Source organism: Frigoribacterium sp. CFBP9030 (assembly GCF_034045195.1).
GTDB lineage: Bacteria > Actinomycetota > Actinomycetes > Actinomycetales > Microbacteriaceae > Frigoribacterium.
The window spans coordinates 1-17,349 of the sequence record NZ_JAXCWG010000001.1 but is presented as its reverse complement, the minus strand read 5'-3'; the positions used below and the strand labels follow the sequence as shown (position 1 = coordinate 17,349).

At 71.0% G+C, this 17,349-nt stretch carries 14 protein-coding genes and 1 tRNA gene; 7 read left to right on the top strand and 8 right to left on the bottom strand.

Annotated features, from left to right (window positions below; all coding sequences use genetic code 11):
- Positions 1-33: 33 nt before the first annotated feature.
- Positions 34-2,604 carry a DEAD/DEAH box helicase gene (locus tag SOM13_RS00075; protein WP_320478560.1) on the bottom strand — a complete coding sequence of 857 codons (2,571 nt, stop codon included), beginning with the start codon at positions 2,602-2,604 and terminating at the stop codon, positions 34-36.
- Between the two features lie 515 nt (positions 2,605-3,119).
- Between SOM13_RS00075 and SOM13_RS00070 the strand changes: the two genes are divergently transcribed.
- Positions 3,120-4,061: an NAD(P)-dependent oxidoreductase gene (locus SOM13_RS00070; RefSeq protein ID WP_320478559.1), complete on the top strand. Its 942-nt coding sequence runs from the start codon at positions 3,120-3,122 to the stop codon at positions 4,059-4,061.
- A 27-nt stretch (positions 4,062-4,088) separates the two neighbouring features.
- Here the strand turns inward: SOM13_RS00070 and SOM13_RS00065 are convergent, their stop codons facing one another.
- From SOM13_RS00065 to galU, 5 genes are all read right to left on the bottom strand, one after another.
- The gene (locus SOM13_RS00065) at positions 4,089-5,717 is read right to left on the bottom strand and encodes a DUF7059 domain-containing protein (RefSeq protein ID WP_320478558.1); all 1,629 of its coding nucleotides are present in this window, start codon (positions 5,715-5,717) and stop codon (positions 4,089-4,091) included.
- A gap of 308 nt (positions 5,718-6,025) precedes the next feature.
- Positions 6,026-6,098 (bottom strand) — tRNA-Ala (locus SOM13_RS00060).
- A 54-nt stretch (positions 6,099-6,152) separates the two neighbouring features.
- Positions 6,153-7,223, bottom strand: coding sequence for a hypothetical protein (locus tag SOM13_RS00055; protein ID WP_320478557.1), 1,071 nt, complete (start codon positions 7,221-7,223; stop codon positions 6,153-6,155).
- Positions 7,224-7,346: 123 nt separating this feature from the next.
- Entirely contained in the window at positions 7,347-7,994 is a 648-nt protein-coding gene (locus tag SOM13_RS00050; RefSeq protein ID WP_192059445.1) for a GNAT family N-acetyltransferase, read from the bottom strand.
- 12 nt (positions 7,995-8,006) lie between these two features.
- Positions 8,007-8,900 (bottom strand): UTP--glucose-1-phosphate uridylyltransferase GalU, encoded by an 894-nt coding sequence (gene galU / locus SOM13_RS00045; RefSeq protein ID WP_243214842.1) that lies wholly within the window; start codon positions 8,898-8,900, stop codon positions 8,007-8,009.
- A 66-nt stretch (positions 8,901-8,966) separates the two neighbouring features.
- Between galU and SOM13_RS00040 the strand changes: the two genes are divergently transcribed.
- The 3 genes from SOM13_RS00040 (at position 8,967) to mscL (ending at position 10,552) form a co-directional block, all read left to right on the top strand.
- A complete protein-coding gene (locus tag SOM13_RS00040; protein WP_192059441.1) occupies positions 8,967-9,545 on the top strand; it encodes a 5-formyltetrahydrofolate cyclo-ligase in 579 nt (192 codons plus the stop codon).
- Positions 9,546-9,575: 30 nt separating this feature from the next.
- Entirely contained in the window at positions 9,576-9,974 is a 399-nt protein-coding gene (locus tag SOM13_RS00035) for an FmdB family zinc ribbon protein (RefSeq protein ID WP_320478556.1), read from the top strand.
- An 80-nt stretch (positions 9,975-10,054) separates the two neighbouring features.
- The gene (gene mscL, locus SOM13_RS00030) at positions 10,055-10,552 is read left to right on the top strand and encodes a large conductance mechanosensitive channel protein MscL (RefSeq protein WP_320478555.1); all 498 of its coding nucleotides are present in this window, start codon (positions 10,055-10,057) and stop codon (positions 10,550-10,552) included.
- A 561-nt stretch (positions 10,553-11,113) separates the two neighbouring features.
- On the opposite strand, the gene SOM13_RS00025 is transcribed toward mscL, so the two are convergent.
- Positions 11,114-11,329: a hypothetical protein gene (locus tag SOM13_RS00025; RefSeq protein WP_320478554.1), complete on the bottom strand. Its 216-nt coding sequence runs from the start codon at positions 11,327-11,329 to the stop codon at positions 11,114-11,116.
- The gene (locus tag SOM13_RS00020; protein ID WP_192059436.1) at positions 11,326-15,093 is read right to left on the bottom strand and encodes an AAA family ATPase; all 3,768 of its coding nucleotides are present in this window, start codon (positions 15,091-15,093) and stop codon (positions 11,326-11,328) included. Before SOM13_RS00020 ends, SOM13_RS00025 begins: the two co-directional genes overlap by 4 nt.
- A 153-nt stretch (positions 15,094-15,246) precedes the next feature.
- Here SOM13_RS00020 and SOM13_RS00015 point away from each other — a divergent pair, with 153 nt between their 5' ends.
- The 3 genes from SOM13_RS00015 (at position 15,247) to SOM13_RS00005 (ending at position 17,121) form a co-directional block, all read left to right on the top strand.
- Positions 15,247-15,738 (top strand): hypothetical protein, encoded by a 492-nt coding sequence (locus tag SOM13_RS00015; RefSeq protein ID WP_243214848.1) that lies wholly within the window; start codon positions 15,247-15,249, stop codon positions 15,736-15,738.
- A 200-nt stretch (positions 15,739-15,938) separates the two neighbouring features.
- Positions 15,939-16,145, top strand: coding sequence for a YegP family protein (locus SOM13_RS00010; RefSeq protein ID WP_192059433.1), 207 nt, complete (start codon positions 15,939-15,941; stop codon positions 16,143-16,145).
- A gap of 7 nt (positions 16,146-16,152) precedes the next feature.
- Entirely contained in the window at positions 16,153-17,121 is a 969-nt protein-coding gene (locus SOM13_RS00005) for an epimerase (protein WP_320478553.1), read from the top strand.
- Positions 17,122-17,349 lie beyond the last annotated feature (228 nt).

The window sequence follows — 17,349 nt, the reverse complement described above, 5'->3', positions numbered from 1 at the left end:
GCGGCCCCCGGGTCGGGGAGCACGGTGACGACGTTACTCCTCGACGACCATGCCTCTGGTGCGTTCGGAGGCCGGCCCGACCGCGGTCACGGTGACGACGGCCTCGCCGCGTTCGTCGCTCGAGGCCAGGTCGACGACGGCGGAGATGCCGAAGTCGTGGTCGCCCTCGGGGTCGGCGAAGATCTGGCGCACCCGCCACACCGTCGGCAGCTGCTCGACGACCAGCATGTGCGGCCCCCGGGCGGCCGCATCGGTGCCCATCGAGTCGTATTCGTCGTAGTAGCGGTCGAGCGCCTCGCCCCACCGGTCGACGTCCCAGCCCGATGCGGCGTCGATCCGACCGAGCGCCTCGGCGTCGTCGCGCGCGGCGAGCTGGACGCGTCGGAACATCTCGTTGCGGACCGCGATGCGGAAGGCCCGTTCGTTCGCGCTGAACCGGCGGAGGACCGGGGGCACGATGTCGTCGTGGGCGTCGACCTCGCGCGGGTTCAGCATCTCCTCCCATTCGTCGAGGAGGCTCGAGTCGACCTGGCGCACCAGCTCGCCCAGCCACTCGATCAGGTCGGCGAGCTCGTCGGTCTTCGCCTCGTCGGGCACCGTCTGCCTCAGCGCCCGGAAGGCGTCGGACAGGTAGCGCAGCACCAGCCCCTCCGACCGGGCCAGTCCGTAGAAGTTGACGAAGTCGCCGAAGGTCATCGCGCGCTCGTAGAGGTCGCGGACCACCGACTTCGGGCTGAGCTCGAAGTCGCCGATCCACGGCTGCGACGCCTTGTAGGTCTCGAACAGGGCGGTCAGCAGCTCGTCGAGCGGCTTGGGATGGGTGACCTGCTCGAGCAGCTCCATCCGCTGGTCGTACTCGATGCCCTCGGACTTCATGGCGGCGACGGCCTCGCCCCGCGCCTTGAACTGCTGCTGCGAGAGGATCGGCCTCGGGTCGTCGAGCGTCGACTCGACGACCGACACGACGTCGAGCGCGTAGCTGGGCGATTCGCGGTCGAGCACGTCGAAGGTGGCGAGTGCGAACGGCGACAGGGGCTGGTTCAGCGCGAAGTTGGCCTGCAGATCGACGGTGAGTCGGATGACGGGGTCGCCGCCGTCGATCGACGGCTCTTGCACGACGACCTCGGCCGTCCGCAGCGTGCGGTAGATCGAGATCGCCTGACGGGCCATCGAGTACTGCCGCGAGCGCGGTTCGTGGTTGTCGAAGACGAGCGACCGCACGTTCTCGAACACGTCGCCGCCGCGGCCGATGACGTTCAGCAGCATGGCGTGGGTGATCTGCATGTGCGAGGTCAGGGCCTCGGGCTCGGCGGCGATGAGCTTCTGGAAGCTCGGCTCGCCCCACGACACGAAGCCGTCCGGTGCTTTCTTGCGGACGATCTTGCGCTTCTTCTTGGGGTCGTCGCCCGCCTTCTCGATGGCCTTGAGGTTGTCGATCTCGTGCTCGGGCGCCTGCAGCACCACCGAGCCCGACGTGTCGTAGCCCGCACGACCGGCACGCCCGGCGATCTGGTGGAACTCCCTGGCCGACAGCTGCCGCATGCGCGTGCCGTCGAATTTGGTGAGGGCGGTCAGCAGCACGGTGCGGATGGGCACGTTGATGCCGACGCCGAGGGTGTCGGTGCCGCAGATGACGCGCAGCAGGCCGCGCTGGGCGAGCTGCTCGACGAGACGGCGGTACTTGGGCAGCATGCCCGCGTGGTGCACGCCGATGCCCGAGCGGACGAGGCGCCCGAGCGTCTTGCCGAAGCCCGTGCTGAACCGGAACCCGCCGATCAGCTCCGCGATCTCGTCGCGCTGCTCTCGGGTGGCGACCTTGATGCTCGAGAGGGCCTGCGCACGCTCGAGGGCCGCCGCCTGCGAGAAGTGCACGACGTACACCGGCGCCTCGCCCGTGGCGAGCAGGTCTTCGACCGTCTCTTGAACGGGTGTCTGCGCGTACGTGTAGTGCAGGGGCACCGGCCGCTCGACCCCGGTGACCCGGGCGACGGGGCGACCGGTGCGCCTCGAGAGGTCGTCGGTGATGCGGGTGACGTCGCCCAGCGTGGCCGACATGAGCAGGAACTGCACGCGGGGAAGCAGCAGCAGGGGCACCTGCCAGGCCCAGCCCCGCGACTGGTCGCCGTAGAAGTGGAACTCGTCCATCACGACCTGGTCGACCTCGGAGTCGGCGCCGTGGCGCAGCACGAGGTTCGCCAGGATCTCGGCCGTGCAGCAGATGATGGGCGCATCGGAGTTGACCGACGAGTCGCCGGTGACCATGCCGACGTTCTCGGGCCCGAACAGCTCGACGAGAGCGAAGAACTTCTCGCTGACCAGGGCCTTGATCGGTGCCGTGTAGTAGCTGCGCTGCCCCTTGCTGAGCGCCACGAAGTGGGCCCCGGCGGCCACGAGCGACTTGCCGGTGCCGGTCGGTGTGCTGAGGATGACCGACGCCCCCGAGACGAGCTCCATCATGGCCTCGTCCTGTGCGGGGTAGAGAGGCAGCCCCCGACCCTCGGCCCACCCCGCGAAGTCGGCGTACGCGGCGTCCGCATCGTAGGAGGCGGTGCCCGGGTGGGCGGGGAGGAGGGCGGCCAGAGGAGCGGCGGGAGCGGACGACATGATGTGTCGATCTTGCCTCATCGGGCCCGGTCGCCGCGGAGCCCGAGGAGCCCCTCCACCGGTGGGACGCGGCAGCACCACCGGTGGAGGAGCGGGCACGGACGCCGGGGCGCCCCTGTGCACTCCGCCCCATCTCACCCCTGATCCGCTCGTGAGATGAGGATCACTCGATACTGCCACGGGAACGGGCCGGAGACAAGGCACGCCCCCGTCGACGAGTCGAGACTCGGACGGGGGCGTGCGGGCCGCACCCCGAACGAGGACCGGACGTGATCGGATCAGGAGATCACGATCGGCCGCGTCGGACGTGTGACGGGTGCGAGCGTCTCGGTAACCAGCCGAGGACGCACTACAAGATAACCGGTCAGAGCGGTCGCGCGGCTGCGAGACCGGGTGATTGTCAGCGGGTCATCCCTCCCCACCCGTCGGCACCCTGCACATCGACCACCGAGCGAACCCGGTGTCGGTGGCGGCTGATAGAACGGAATCCCAACCACAGGCAGGAAGATCCGACGATGACGTCCACTCCCCCCAGCAACTCCGCCGGCAGCAGCTCCGACCAGGGCGGGTCGCGCCCCGGCAGCCGACAGCGCGTCGCCGTCACCGGCGGGAGCGGCAAGCTCGGCCGCGCCGTCGTCCGCGATCTCGCGGAGAACGGCTACGAGGTCGTGCTGCTCGACCGCGTGCCGAGCCCCGATCCCGTCGAGGGCGTCGTCTACGTCAAGGTCGATCTGACCGACTACGGCCAGGTCGCCCAGGCTCTCACCAGCATCGACGACCGCTACGACCAGATCGACGCCGTCGTGCACCTCGGCGCCATCCCGGCACCCGGCCTCGTGCCGAATGCGGCGCTGTTCACCAACAACGTCACCTCGAGCTACAACGTCTTCGCCGCCGCCCGGGCCGCGAAGATCCGCAACGTCGTCTGGGCCTCGAGCGAGACGCTGCTCGGCATCCCCTTCGACATCGACCCGCCCTACCTCCCCGTCGACGAGGAGTACCCGGTGCGCCCCGAGTCGTCGTACTCGCTCGGAAAGGCCGTCGAAGAGGAGATGGCCCGGCACTTCACCCGCTGGGACCGCCAGCTCAAGCTGATCGGTCTGCGCTTCTCGAACGTGATGGACGACGGCGACTACGAGGCGTTCCCGTTCGACGAGTCCCCCGAAGAGCGCACGTTCAACCTCTTCTCGTACATCGACGCCCGTGACGGCGCCCAGGCCGTCCGCAAGGCCCTGCAGTCCGATCTGGTCGGATTCGAGGCCTTCATCATCGCGAACGCCGACACCGTGATGAACACTCCTACGGCCGTGCTCGCCGACCGGTTCTACCCCCAGGTCGAGCGCCGCTCGGCGATCGAGGGCACCGAGCCCCTGCTCAGCTCCGACAAGGCGCGCGATCTGCTCGGGTTCGTTCCCGAGTACTCATGGCGCACCTGGGGCGACCGGGTCGGCAAGTAGCCGGCAGCCGCTCACCCGACGGGCGACTCAGAGTCGCAGCATGCCCACGGTGACCAGCTCGCGGAGGCGCGGCGCCAGCTCCTGACGGAGCCGCGCCTCCTCGACATCGAGCAGCTGGGCCAGGGCACCGGCGATCGCCGCTGCGGACAACTCGCCGTCCGAGGCGCCGACCAGCGCCGAGAGCGCTGTTCCCGATTCGATGCTGCGGGCGAAGCCGCCGCCCTGCCTGAGGGTGATGACGGTGGGGTCGTCGTTGCCGGGCCAGTAGTGGCGCTCTTCGGTGACGTCGCCGGCGACCCGCGGGTGCGTCGCCAGCAGTGCGTCGTCATCCAGACCCCGCAGGGCGTCGAGCGAGTCGAGCGTCGCCAGGAGGTGCGCTCCGAGTCCGACCTCGTTCGCCCCCATGGCCCCGAGGAGGCGCTCGATGCGGACCACGGGCGCGGTCGCCTCGTCGACCGGTCGCCGCAGCGTCACGTAGCCGAACCCGACCTGCTCGATGCGCCGCGTCTCGAAATCGCCGAGCCAGGCCTCGTACAGCCGCTCGAAGTCGTCGGTGCCGGGGCGGGTGCCACCGTCTCGGATCCAGGTCTCGGCGTAGGCGGCAGGGTCCTGCAGCTCGCGTTCGACCACCCAGACATCGAGGGGCACGAGACCGCGCGCCGCCCAGTCGGAGACGGAATACGCACCCTTCTTCGCCGGCGAGCCGCCTGCGCCGGCGGACTCCCAGTTGCCGAGCAGCTGAGCGATGCCGCCCGGAGTCAGATGCCGCCCGACCTCGGCGATGACGGACGCCACGAGATCGTCGCCCTCCATGCCGCCGTCCCGGTACTCGTACTCGGGCACCCCCTCGAGGCGCGGCGTGATGACGAAGGGCGGGTTCGAGACCACGTGGTCGAAGGTCTCGCCGGCGACGGGCTCGAAGAGGCTGCCCAGTCGGAACTCGATGCCGTCGATCAGGTTCAGCGCGGCGTTGAACGCCGCGAAGTCGAGGGCACGGCGCGAGATGTCGGTGGCGACCACGTGCCGCGCGTGCCGAGCGACGTGCATCGCCTGGATGCCGCAGCCCGTGCCGAGGTCGAGCGCGCGATCGACGTCGCGCGGAACGATCAGCCCGGCCAGCGTGGCCGAGGCGCCGCCCACACCGAGCACGTGGTCTTCGCGCAGGGCGCCGCCGAGGGCGAGCTCACCGAGGTCGGAGGCGATCCACCACGCGGCCTCGCCGACCCCGTCGACGAACGAGTAGGGGCGGAGGTCGACCCGCGCCCGGACGGTCGGGGCGGTCGTCTGCGAGGTCGGCGCCGACGCGGTGGTCGGCGCCGTGGTCGGCGCCGATGCCGTGTCGAGCTCGATCAGCCCGAGGGTCTCGGCACCCTCGACGCCGAGGGTCGGCAGAGCGCGCTCGACATCGGCCCGGGGCTGCGGATAGCCGAGGATGAACAGCAGGGCGAGGGTCGCCGCCGTGCGGATCCCCTCGTTGGACTCGACGCTGCGGCGGAGTGCGCGCCGGGCCGCGACCCGCTCACCCCGGAACAGCGCGGCACCGGCCGTCGGCCCCCACGCGTCGGGGCCGCTGAGGCGATCGACGGTGAACCCGGACGACGACAGGTCGGAGCGGAGACGGGCGAGCAGAGCGGGATCGGTCGAGACGAGAGGCACGCCCCCATCTTTCCGCACCTGTCATGGTGCCGTCCGCGGCGGTCGCGGCCCGCGCCTCCTCGGCTCCCCCCGGGCCCCGGTGCCGAACCCGACCGTGCCGCTCTCGATGCCGTCCATAACGTGGCGCTATGCGGGGCTCAGCCCCGGTGTGGTCGCGATTTGCACGCCCGTCGGGGTGGGGCTGGGCGGGGCCGGGCCGGGCCGGAATGGGGCGGGGCGGGGTGGACCGGGGCGGACGACGCCCGGACGTGCGAGAGGCCCCCGTCGCCGGGGGCCTCTGGGCGACTCGTGGAGCCGCGTGCATTCCGTGGAGCTAAGGGGATTCGAACCCCTGACCTTCTCATTGCGAACGAGACGCGCTACCAACTGCGCCATAGCCCCGGAAACTGCTCTGCAACGATAGCACCCCCGCAGCGGCGCTTCGACCCCGACCGCTCAGACGGCGCGGCGACGCGCGAGAGCCTCGTCGAGCCGGAAGCTGGGCTCGCCGAGGTCGCCGACGATGCCCATCCGGGCGAAGCGGCTGTCGACCGCAGGAGGCGCGGGCTCGGCAGCAGGGGCGGCCTGCGCCGCCGGGGCGGTCGCCTCCTCCGTCGCCGCCGGACGCTCGCGCTCCGCGCGCTTCGCGGGGGCGTTCAGGGCCGCCTCGGCTCGGGCCGCCTGACGGAGCGCGTCGAGCTGCGCCTCGCGGAGGGCCTGCACCGAACGGGCTGCCTCGGCCTGGAGATCGGGCTCGATGTCGGTGCGGGCCGAGGCGGCCGCGCGCGGCGACATGCCCGTGCCCGCGACGGCGCGCTGACGCCCGCGACGGAGGTAGAGCGGCGTCGGGACGGGGACGGGGGTCCACTGTCGCGAGGCCGTCTGCCGACCCTCGCGCGCCTCCTCGGTGACCGTCGCCTCGTCGGCGGTGTCGGCGAAGTCGCGGAACGGCTGCGACACCCGCGGCTCGGCGACGACCTGACGGCGCGACCGTGCCCGCGAGACGGCGGCGAGCTGCGACAGCATCGTGACCGCGACGGCCCCGAAGACGAGACCTGCGACCCCGAGAAGCCACGCCGCCTGCAGATTCAGCACGGCGACCGCGATGGCCACGACGCTGAGCACGAGCGTGGCGGTCGAGACCAGTCGCGACCGACGCAGACGGCGTGCCGCGAGGGCGGGGTCGCGGTCGGCGGCGGACAGCTTCGGACCGGCGGCGGCCAGCTCGCGGGTGATCGCACGCTGCCTCGCGGCCTCGTGCGCCCGGCGCAGGGCCTCGCGCCGCGCCTCCTCGTCTCGGAGGATCCGCTGCGCGTCGGCGACGGACTTCGCGTTCGCCTCGACGCGGACCTCCTCGGGCAGCTCGGCGGTCTGCGCGAGGATGCGGAGGGTCTGCTGCAGGCGGATGGCGTTGCGTTCGGTGGCCAGGTACTCCTGACGTTTGTGCCAGGTGGGCACGAGATACGCGACCCAGAGCACGGCGACCAGCGCCAGCACGGCGCCGCCACCCCAGGACTCGATGTTCATGGTGATAAAGGTATGAGTGCCGAGGGGGCCACGACGCGCAGTCGACAGGTGTGTCTGCCCGATCGGGCGACGGATCCGCTGCGAGAGGGAGCACGGAGCCACCGTGCCGGCCGGATCGGCGGCTCAGATCGGGAGGGCGCGCTCCGCCTCGACGAGGGCCTCGGCCGGGATGCTGCCCTGGCCCGCGGGCACCTCGCCCGCCATCCACCGCGCGAGGACTCCCCCGGGCACCTCCTCGGCGACCAGCGCGAAGCAGAAGTGGTCGCGCCACATGCCGTTGATGTGGATGTACCGCCGACGCAGGCCCTCGTAACGGAAGCCGAGCTTCTCGACGACACGCAGCGACGGGGCGTTCTCGGGCCGGATGCAGACCTCCATCCGGTGGAGTCCGAGCACACGGAAGCAGTAGTCGGTGGCGAGGGCCACGGCCGTCGGCGTCGCGTCGTGCCCCGCGGCGGCCCGGGTCACCCAGTAGCCGATGGTGGCCGAGCCGAGCGAGCCGTAGGTGATGCCGCTGACGTTGAGCTGACCGACGAAGCGACCGTCGAGCTCGATGGCGAACGGCAGACCCAGACCGGCGCGGGCGTTCGTCTGCAGCGAGCGGATGCTGCCGCGGACGTCGTGGCTCGTGAAGCCGGACGGGTTCGTGGCCTCCCATTGGCGGAGCCACGCCCGGTTCTCGGTCAGCGCCGCATCGAGGTCACGGGTGTCGCGGAGGCGGAGGGGCCGGATGCCGATCCGCCCCTCCGCCAACGTGGGGATGTTCGCCACGGTCGTGTCCGCCTACTCCAGCCCGGCGGCGAACTCTTTGATCCACGGGCGCAGCTCGGCGCCGAGATCGTCGCGATCGCTGGCGAGCTGCACGATGGCCTTGATGTAGTCGAGCTTGTCGCCGGTGTCGTAGCGACGCCCGCGGAAGACGACGCCGTACACGCCGCCCGTCCACTCCTCTGCGCTGGCCATCTTCATCAGCGCGTCGGTCAGCTGGATCTCGCCGCCCTTGCCCGGCTCCTGCTTCTCGAGCACGTCGAAGACCTCGGGCCGGATGACGTAGCGGCCGATGATCGCGAGGTTGGAGGGGGCCTCGCCCTGCGCGGGCTTCTCGACGAGGCCGGTGATCTTGACGACGTCGTCGACGTCGGTCGGCTCGACGGTGGCGATGCCGTAGAGGTGGGTCATCGAGGGGTCGACCTCGAGCAGCGCGACGACGGTCGCGTTCTTCTCGCCCTGCACCTCGATCATGCGGGTGAGCAGCGGGTCGCGGGCGTCGATGATGTCGTCGCCGAGCAGCACGGCGAACGGCTCGCGACCGACGTGCATCTTGGCGCGGAGGACCGCGTGACCGAGACCGAGCGGGTCGCCCTGACGCACATAGTGCATGTCGGCGAGGTCGGTCGACTGGTTGACCTTGGCGAGCTTGTCGTGGTCGCCCTTCTTCCGCAGCGTCTCTTCGAGCTCGCTCACGTGGTCGAAGTGGTTCTCGAGGGCGTTCTTGTTGCGCCCGGTGATCATCAGCACGTCGGTGAGGCCCGCGGTGACGGCCTCCTCGACGACGTACTGGATGGCCGGCTTGTCGACGACCGGCAGCATCTCCTTCGGCATGGCTTTGGTCGCGGGGAGGAACCGAGTCCCGAGGCCCGCTGCGGGAATGACTGCTTTGGTTATAGAGAAGCCCATGCAGGTCAGCGTACCGATCCGAGGCCATCTGCGGGCGTGTCGGTCGTTCCCCCTACGATTGGGCGCATGACGGACGAGGTCGGCAACGAGAAACGCGCCCTACGAGCCGAGCTGCGCCAGCGGCGACGCAACCGCAGCGAGCTCGACCGGGCCGAGGCGAGCGAGGGCATCACCCGGCGACTGATCGACCTCGCCACGCGACTCGAGGTCCGCTCGATCTCGGCCTACCTGTCGACGACCGACGAGCCCGACACCCGTCCCTTCGTCAACTGGGCCTACGCCAACGGCATCCGCGTGCTGTTCCCGATCTCGCGCGAAGACGGCCTGCTCGACTGGGCGGTGGGCGACGGCGAGAGCGAGAGGCGCGGCCTCTTCGACCTGCCCGAACCGGTCGGCGAGGTGCTCAGCCCGATGGCCATCAACGACGTCGATCTGATCGTCGTGCCCGCGGCGCTCATCGACCACGGCGGCATGCGGATGGGCTGGGGTCGTGGCTACTTCGACAAGACCCTCGGCTCGATGGAGAAACGCCCGCCGGTCTATGCTGTGGTGTTCGATCCCGAGTACGTCGACAGCGTGCCGCGCGAACGCCACGACCAGCCCGTCGACGGGGTCGTGACACCCTCCGGTGTCCACGAGTTCTGACCCGGCCCGCTCCCCCTCTCGAGGACCACAGTGCCCACGTATTCCTACCGCTGCACCGAGTGCGACAACGCCTTCGACATCGTCCAGTCGTTCACCGACGACACGCTGACCGTCTGCCCCGTCTGCGAGGGCCGGCTCCGCAAGGTGTTCAGCCCCGTCGGCGTCACCTTCAACGGCTCGGGCTTCTACCGCACCGACTCCCGCGGGTCGAAGGGGTCGGGCTCGGGGTCGAGCGACAAGGGGTCGGGTTCGGGGTCGGGGTCGGGGTCCGGCTCGGGGTCGGGCTCGTCGAGCGGCGGATCGTCCGACAAGAAGAGCTCAGGAGGCGCGGCGACGTCCTCGACGTCGTCCTCCGGCGGCAGCGGCTCGGGTTCGTCGGGCAGCGGCTCGGGTTCGTCGAGCAGCAGCGGCGGCAAGTCCTCGCCCTGATCGGTCGTCGGCACGGTCGGCGTGGTTGAGTGCTCCCTGAGAGCACGTACCCCGACCCACCGATCCGAAGGAGCACGCCCGTGAAGGGTTTCAAAGAGTTCATCCTGCGCGGCAACGTGATCGACCTGGCCGTCGCCGTGGTCATCGGCGCCGCGTTCACCGCCATCGTCACGTCGCTGGTGACCAACATCTTCAACCCGTTGATCGGTGCGGCGTTCAACGCGCAGTCGCTGGACGACAGCCTGATCCTCACGATCCCGACGGTCGGCGGCGAGGAGGCGCGGCTGCTGTTCGGTGCCGTCCTCGGCTCGGCGATTCAGTTCGTGATCATCGCGGCCGTCGTCTACTTCTGCCTCGTGCTGCCGGTGAACCACCTCCTGAAGCGCACCTTCGCCCGGCAGGCCGCCGAAGAGACCCCCGCCGACGTGCCGCCCACCGACGTCGAGCTGCTCAGCGAGATCCGCGATCTGCTGCGGGCGCAGAACGCCGCAGCCGTCTCCGGTTCGGGATCGCACGCCGCGCCTCCTGCGGAGGGTGTCGACCGCTCGGGCACGAACGGCCCGCTCGGCAGCCGCTGAGCTGCAGCGCATGTCGCCGACCACGGCCCGCCACGATCACGTGGCGGGCCGTGGTCGTTCTGCGCTGAACGGAGTGACCCGGAACGGCCTCTCCGCCACGCCCTAGGCCCGGTTTGAGGCACTTCGTTGGGCGGCGCGGCAGCGCAGAGCAAGCGCGCCGAACGACGTGACCCGAAGGGACCCCTCCGCCACGCCCAAGGCCCGGTTTGAGGCACTTCGATGGGCGGCGCGGCAGCGGAGCTCAGCCGCGCCGAACGAAGTGACCCGAAAGGGCCCCTCCGCCGCGCTGAACCCTCGGTTTGAGGCACTTCGTTCGGCGGCTCGGCGGCGGCGCGCAGCGCAGCCGCGGAGCGGGGCCAGCCAGCTGAACTAAGTGACCCGAAGGGGCCCCTCCGCCACGCGAGAGGCCCGGTTTGAGGCACTTCGTTGGGCGGCGCGGCAGCGCAGAGCAAGCGCGCCGAACGATGTGACCGGAAGGGGCCCCTCCGCCACGGTTAAGGCACGGTTTGGGGCACCTCGTTCAGCGGCGCGGCAGCGCAGCGGTGAGGCAGCGCCGCGGGCTCAGCCCCAGTGGGGCGGGACGTCGGCGCGCAGCTGCGCGTCGTTCTCGGCCGACGCATGCCGAGGAGGCTCGGGTGCCGGAGTCGGATCGCTGCCGGGAACCGGGTCGGTCGAGACCCGACGCCCTCCGCGACGCCGCACCACGAGGGGGGTCGGGGCGACCGCCTCGACGACCGGAGGTGTGTCGTCGTCGGGCGCCGCGGCTCCTCGGGTCACCCTCGGTTGACGTGCTGACTGGCCGGCACGCTCGGGATCTCGGTCGTGCGCGAACCCTCGATGCCGAGCACCTCGGCCACGCGCGACGCCACCGCGTCGGGGTCGGTGAAGAGCTGGAACGCGTGCACCCGCACGTAGTGCCAGCCGAGGCGGCGCAGCGTCTCGGGGCGCGCCCGCAGCGACTCGCGGAGACTCGTGCGCGAGAGGGTCGTGTCGGTCTCGATGGTGACGCAGACCCCGTCGTGCGCCGCCACGAGCCCGAGCTTGCCCCGGTGACCCAGCGCGACGGGGATGCCCTTCGCCTCGAGCCTGCGGGCCAGATCGACCAGCATCGGGTCGCTGTCGTCGGGGACGTGCTCCGCCGTCGTGCGCACCTGCACCTCGGTGAGGATCTCGGAGAGCGCGACGGTTCCGTGGCCCATGCGCCCGCCGTCGATGTCGCGCGGCTGGAAGCACGTCACGATCACCATCGAGCGGCGCGCACGGGTCATCGCGACCGCGAGCAGACGCTCGCCGCCGGGCTGCCCGAGCGGACCGAAGTCGCTCAGCACCCGGCCGTGCGGGGTGCGTCCGTAGCCGATCGAGAAGATCACGTGGTCACGGCTCTGCGCGACGCTCTGCTCGAGGGTCGCGACCATGAACGGCTCGGCGCGGTCGCCGACGACGAACTCGGTCAGGTCTTTATGACCCGAGACCGCGGTGAGCACGGCCTGCTGCACCCGCACGGCGTGCTTGGCGCTGGCGGTGATCACCATCAGCGACTCGCGGGGACGGGTGCGGGCGTGCTCGACGACGAGCGACACGACGCGGTCGACCTCGGCGTCGACGCTCTCGACGGCTCCGGACTCGGGGTCGGGCACGGCCGTGCCACCCGAGACGTAGTCGAGCGCGATGCTGCCGTGCCCGAGGAAGCTCCCCGCCCAGGGCAGCGACTCGATCCGCCCGCCGTAGAAGCGGCGGTTGACGAGCTCGGCGAGGTCTTCGCCACCGGCGCGGTAGCTGCGGGTCAGCGACAGCGTGGGCAGCAGCGCCGACAGGCGGGCGAGCGCGCTGTCGGAGTGGAGGGCCTCGAGGGTGGCGTCGTCGTGCGACGGCGGGCGCTTGCCCGGCGTGACGGCGATGTCGAACTCGGACGGCGTCTGCGTGACGGGGTCGCCGAACGCGACCGTCTGCTTGCCGCGACGGATGGCGCCGACGTTCTCGGCGATCGTGGTCGCCCCCGCGTCGACGAGGATCACGGTGTCGAACGGGACGGTGTCGGCGATGGTGTGCACCTCGTACGGCGACGCCAGCCAGACCGGTGCGATCGATCGCGACAGATGCGGGGCGGCGTCGTGCAGGAGGCGCGCGGTCACGTGCTCCTGACGCAGGAGGCGCTTGAGCGCGGCCGCCTCGTCGGGCCAGTCGACGAGACCGATCGTCCAGTTCTCGGCCAGCAGCCACCCGAGGAGCTGCGCGCTGCCGGCGGCGTGCGCCTCGTCGACGAGCCGGAAGTCGGCCTCGAGCCGATCGAGCATCGCCGTGTTGGCACCGAGCAGCGCCCGGTCCGCCTCGAGCAGCGACTCGAGCGCCGAACGCCACCAGGCGAGCTCGAGCTCGGCGGCGACCTGCTGCTCGGGCACGTGCCGGTTCGCGAGGTCGGTGAGCAGCGGGGTCAGCTCGAGGTCGCGGAGCGTCGTCATCAGCTCGGTGCGCTCCTGGAGGTTCTGCAGCACGTCGCTCTCAGCGGCGAGGGCCTCGAGGCGCTGCTGCAGCTCGACGACGCCGATCTCGGTGAGCCGTTCGTCGCCGGTCAGCCCCAGCGGACGATCGAGACGGTCCAGGTCTTGAGAGACCTGCTGGTGCAGCACGTGGGTGTCGGCGATGCCGGTCGGCACCTCGGGCGGGATGCCCGCGGCGACGTAGCGCTGCCATTCGTAGCGCTGCTGCTGGATGCGCTGCAGGGCGCCGTGCAGGTCGGCGATGTGGACGCCCGGGCGGACGTACTCTCGCGCGAGCTTCTTCAGACGGCGGCGGTTCGCGCTCGACATGTCGGGCGCCTCGCGCTTGGGCGCGGTCGCTGCGACGAGCTCGGCGACGGACCGGTCGAACACCACGGGCAGGAACTTGTCGAGGGTGTCGCGGATGTCGGTCAGGAGGCGCAGGTAGACACCCAGCTCGGCGATCGACTCGAACGGTCGCATGCGGGTGCTGCCGATGACGTCGCCGGCACGCTCGAGGAGGCGCGGCAGGTCTCTGTGGTTCAGGTTCTTGGCCAGCTGATGGGCGTCGCCCGCGCCGAACGACTCGGAGAACTGCGAGCCGTACCAGGGCGAGTCGCCCGGGCCGTAGCGGAACTCGCCGAGGTTGGCGGCGTTGACCATCGTCTCGGCGACCCGCGAGCGGCCGTCGACCATGGCCTCGATGCTGCGCCTGCTGAGTCGCGCGGTCGTGGCGGGCGGCGCGGGCAGGAGCGCGAGGCGAGAGAGCTCGGTGAGGCAGTCGAGCACGGAGACCTCGAGGCGGGGATCGCGCTTGCTGAGGGCGCCGCGGTAGTCGACGAGCACCTTGCGGAGGCGCACCAGCGCGTCGTCCACCTCGCCCATCTGCGGCCGGGCGGCCTTCTCGTTGCGACCGATGGCGCGCACGACGTCGCGGCGCAGGGTCTTGGGAGCCACGGCGACCCCGGGCAGACCCACCTCGGTGAGGCGGTCGCCGATGCCGTTCAGGGTCGCGCGTCGGGCGCTGACGACCAGCACCCGCTTGTTCTGCGACACCAGCCGACCCAGGGCGTTGACGATGGTCTGCGTGCCGCCCGTGCCGGGCAGCGTCTTCACGACGACGGAGTTGCCGGCCGCGATCTGGGCGACGACGTTCTCTTGTTCGGGGTCGGCGTCGAGCAGCAGGGTGTCCGTCTCGGGGCTGCGCTCGTCTTGCGGGGTCGCTGACGCCGACCGGTGGCCCTCGGCGACCTGGCGGAGGGCCATCGCGTTGCCGGTGAGCGCGTCGAGCACGGGGTGGCCGAGCTCACGGGTGTCGAGCGCCATCTCGGTGCCGACCTCGGCGAAGGTCGAGACGATGAGACGGGGCTGCACGGTGAACCACTCGAGGTGCGCCGTCAGACCGCGCAGCCGGTCGATGACGGGGTTCGGCGTGAACGAGCCCTCGCGGCTCGCGAGGGCGACGAACGACTCGGCGTCGAGCGCGATGTCGAACTGCTCGTGCAGGGCGTCGACCAGTGCCGGGTTCAGGAACGGCTTGCCGAGCAGCTTGACCTCGAAGTCGCGCCCGTGCCGGCGGATGGCGAGCGGGCGGAGCAGCACGGGTGCCCGGTAGTCGTGGCCGGCGTGCGACCAGGCGGCGACGCCGATGGCCAGATGCACGGCGTCGATGCCACGGACCGTCGCGAGCTCGAGACCCTTCGCGGCGATCTCGCCGGCGGCGAGGCGTGCGGTGCGGAGAGCCAGATCGTCGCGGATCAGGCTCGACAGCAGAGTGGTCTTGCCGGTGATGAACTGCGCGAGACCGCCGGGGTGGGTCGTGCTCAGCTCGATGCGTGCACGCTGCTCGTCGCCGAAGTGCAGCAGGGTCGACCGGCCGCCGACCTCGCCCAGCTGCTGACGCCAGACCGCCCAGACGGGTTCGGCCGCGTTGCCGACCGTCAGACCCGGATCACCGAAGCTCACGGTGTGCGGTGAGCCTGCGCCACCGGGCGCGCTCGTCGGGACGCCCACGGAACTCGTTCCGTCGTCGTCGTTGTCATGCTGTCTGTCGGCGCGCCACACACCTCATACCTTAAGGCGTCGATGCCGGGATCTTCGGGAGGACGGGCTGTTCCCGCCGACCTGCACCATCGTTTCTCTACGTTCTATGTGACATGACGGCGCCTGTCATGTCACTGCGCGTGGTTGGGTTATGGTCATCACAGTCGATTGTGAATGAGCCAGTCGACCCGGAGCGAACCACGGGAGACCACCTTGCCCTTCGAGAAGAAGTACAGCACGGCCATTCGCGAGCAGTCGCTCGCTCACGTCCTGGAACGACGCCTGGCAGAGCCCGGCAACCGGGCGGTGATCCGCGAGACCGCCGCGCAGTTCGGCATCGGCGAGCAGTCGCTGCGCGGCTGGATCCGGGCGCACGAGCGGGCCAACGCCCCTGCGACGGCGGGTGCCGACGCGAGAGCGGCCGGAGACGACGCCGAGACGGGCGGGGCGCGAGCGGGCAGGGCGCCGGCCGGCGCAGCACCGGCCGACCAGACGCAGGCGGGCGGGGCGCAGGTGGGCGACGGGCCGGCCGGGTCGAGCTCGGGCGACGCCGCGTTCGACGACACCCCCGCCGGGCGCATCGCCGCACTCGAGGCCGAGGTCGCACGACTCCGCCGCGACCGGGAGGCCCTGAAGACGGCCATGGCCGTCGTGCTCGTCGACTGATCGCCGGGCGGAGACCGACGACACGGCCACCGGGTCTCGACGGGGGGATCGAGAGCGGGCGGCCGTGTCGCGGCGCACCCAGTATGCGATCTGAAATGTCATACGTCAAGCTCGCCGATGTCATCTGGTCCCGTCCGGCGTCGTGGTCGTAGTGTGTCCTTCACCGACAGCGCGTCGCACGTTCCGATTTGGGGGCCACCATGGCTGGAAGATTCATCGTCACCCGTGACGCGGAGGGTCAGTTCCGGTTCGCTCTGACCACGGCGACCGGCGAGGTCGTCGCCACGTCCGACGCGTACCGCCAGAAGGGCTCCGCGATGAACGCCATCGACTCGATGCGCCTCCTCGCCGCCGACGCCATCGTCGACGACCGCACCGAGTCGGCCGAGCCGACCCGGGCCGACTAGGCGTCGCGTGACCCAGCACGTCGTCCTCGCCGGCGCCTCCGGGTTCATCGGAAAGCACCTGGCCGACGCCTTCCGCGCCGAGGGCGCCCGCGTCAGCCTCATCGGCCGCCGCGGGCCGGACGCCCGGTGGGGCGACACCGCCGCGATCACCGAACTGCTCGACGGCGCCGACCTGCTGGTCAACCTCGCCGGCAAGAGCGTCAACTGCCGCTACTCGCCGGCGAACCGAGCGGAGATCCTCCGCTCCCGGGTCGCGACCACCCGCGAACTGGGCGAAGCGATCGCCGCCTGCGCCGCGCCTCCTCGGCTCTGGCTCAACTCGTCGACCTCGACGATCTACCGCCACGCCGACGACCGCCCCATGTCCGAAGCCGAGGGCGAGATCGGCTCCGGCTTCTCGGTCGACGTCGCGACCGCGTGGGAGGACGCCCTGTTCGCCCCCGACCTGCCGAACACCCGCCGCGTGGCACTGCGCATCTCGATCGTGCTGGGCGACGGCGGCGCCCTGACCCCTCTCGTCAACCTCGCCCGAGCGGGGCTCGGCGGCCCCCAGCTCGACGGGCGCTGGCCGGCGACTCGCTCACGACTCTGGGCCGGCACGTACCACCGGCGCGCGACGCCTCGCGGCCGGCAGAAGTTCAGCTGGATCCACATCGACGACATGATCGGGTCGCTCCGCTGGCTGCGCGACCACGACGAGATCGAGGGCGTCGTCAACATCGCGTCGCCGAACCCGGTCGACAACCGCACCATGATGGACGTCGTCCGCCGCGCCGTCGGCATGCCGATCGGGCTGCCCGCCTTCCGCTGGATGCTCGAGATCGGCATGGCGGTGTTCCGCACCGAGAGCGAGCTCGTGCTCAAGAGCCGCTGGATCGAGCCGCGGCGTCTGGTCGACGGCGGGTACGTCTTCGAGCATCCGCACATCGAGGAGGCGGTCGGCACGATCGTCGCGGAGCGTCGCCGGCGCCGGTAGTCGCGCCTCGGACGCTGGCGCCGTCGTCGGAGGCATCGTCGCAGGCGTCGTCGTCGCAGGCGTCGTCGTCGCAGGCGTCGTCGCAGGCGTCGTCGTCGCAGGCGTCGTCGTCGCAGGCGTCGTCGTCGCAGGCGTCGTCGTCGCAGGCGTCGTCGTCGCAGGCGTCGTCGTCGCAGGCGTCGTCGTCGTCGTCCTATGAACCTCGTTCGCGAAGATGAACCGCGTTAT

What these genes read in the sequence shown, in the direction of transcription:
- SOM13_RS00075 (WP_320478560.1), bottom strand. Translation starts at nt 2,604, where the DNA reads ATGTCGTCCGCTCCCGCCGCTCCTCTGGCCGCCCTCCTCCCCGCCCAC.
- SOM13_RS00070 (WP_320478559.1), top strand. Translation starts at nt 3,120, where the DNA reads ATGACGTCCACTCCCCCCAGCAACTCCGCCGGCAGCAGCTCCGACCAG.
- SOM13_RS00055 (WP_320478557.1), bottom strand. Translation starts at nt 7,223, where the DNA reads ATGAACATCGAGTCCTGGGGTGGCGGCGCCGTGCTGGCGCTGGTCGCC.
- galU (WP_243214842.1), bottom strand. Translation starts at nt 8,900, where the DNA reads ATGGGCTTCTCTATAACCAAAGCAGTCATTCCCGCAGCGGGCCTCGGG.
- SOM13_RS00040 (WP_192059441.1), top strand. Translation starts at nt 8,967, where the DNA reads ATGACGGACGAGGTCGGCAACGAGAAACGCGCCCTACGAGCCGAGCTG.
- SOM13_RS00015 (WP_243214848.1), top strand. Translation starts at nt 15,247, where the DNA reads ATGAGCCAGTCGACCCGGAGCGAACCACGGGAGACCACCTTGCCCTTC.
- SOM13_RS00010 (WP_192059433.1), top strand. Translation starts at nt 15,939, where the DNA reads ATGGCTGGAAGATTCATCGTCACCCGTGACGCGGAGGGTCAGTTCCGG.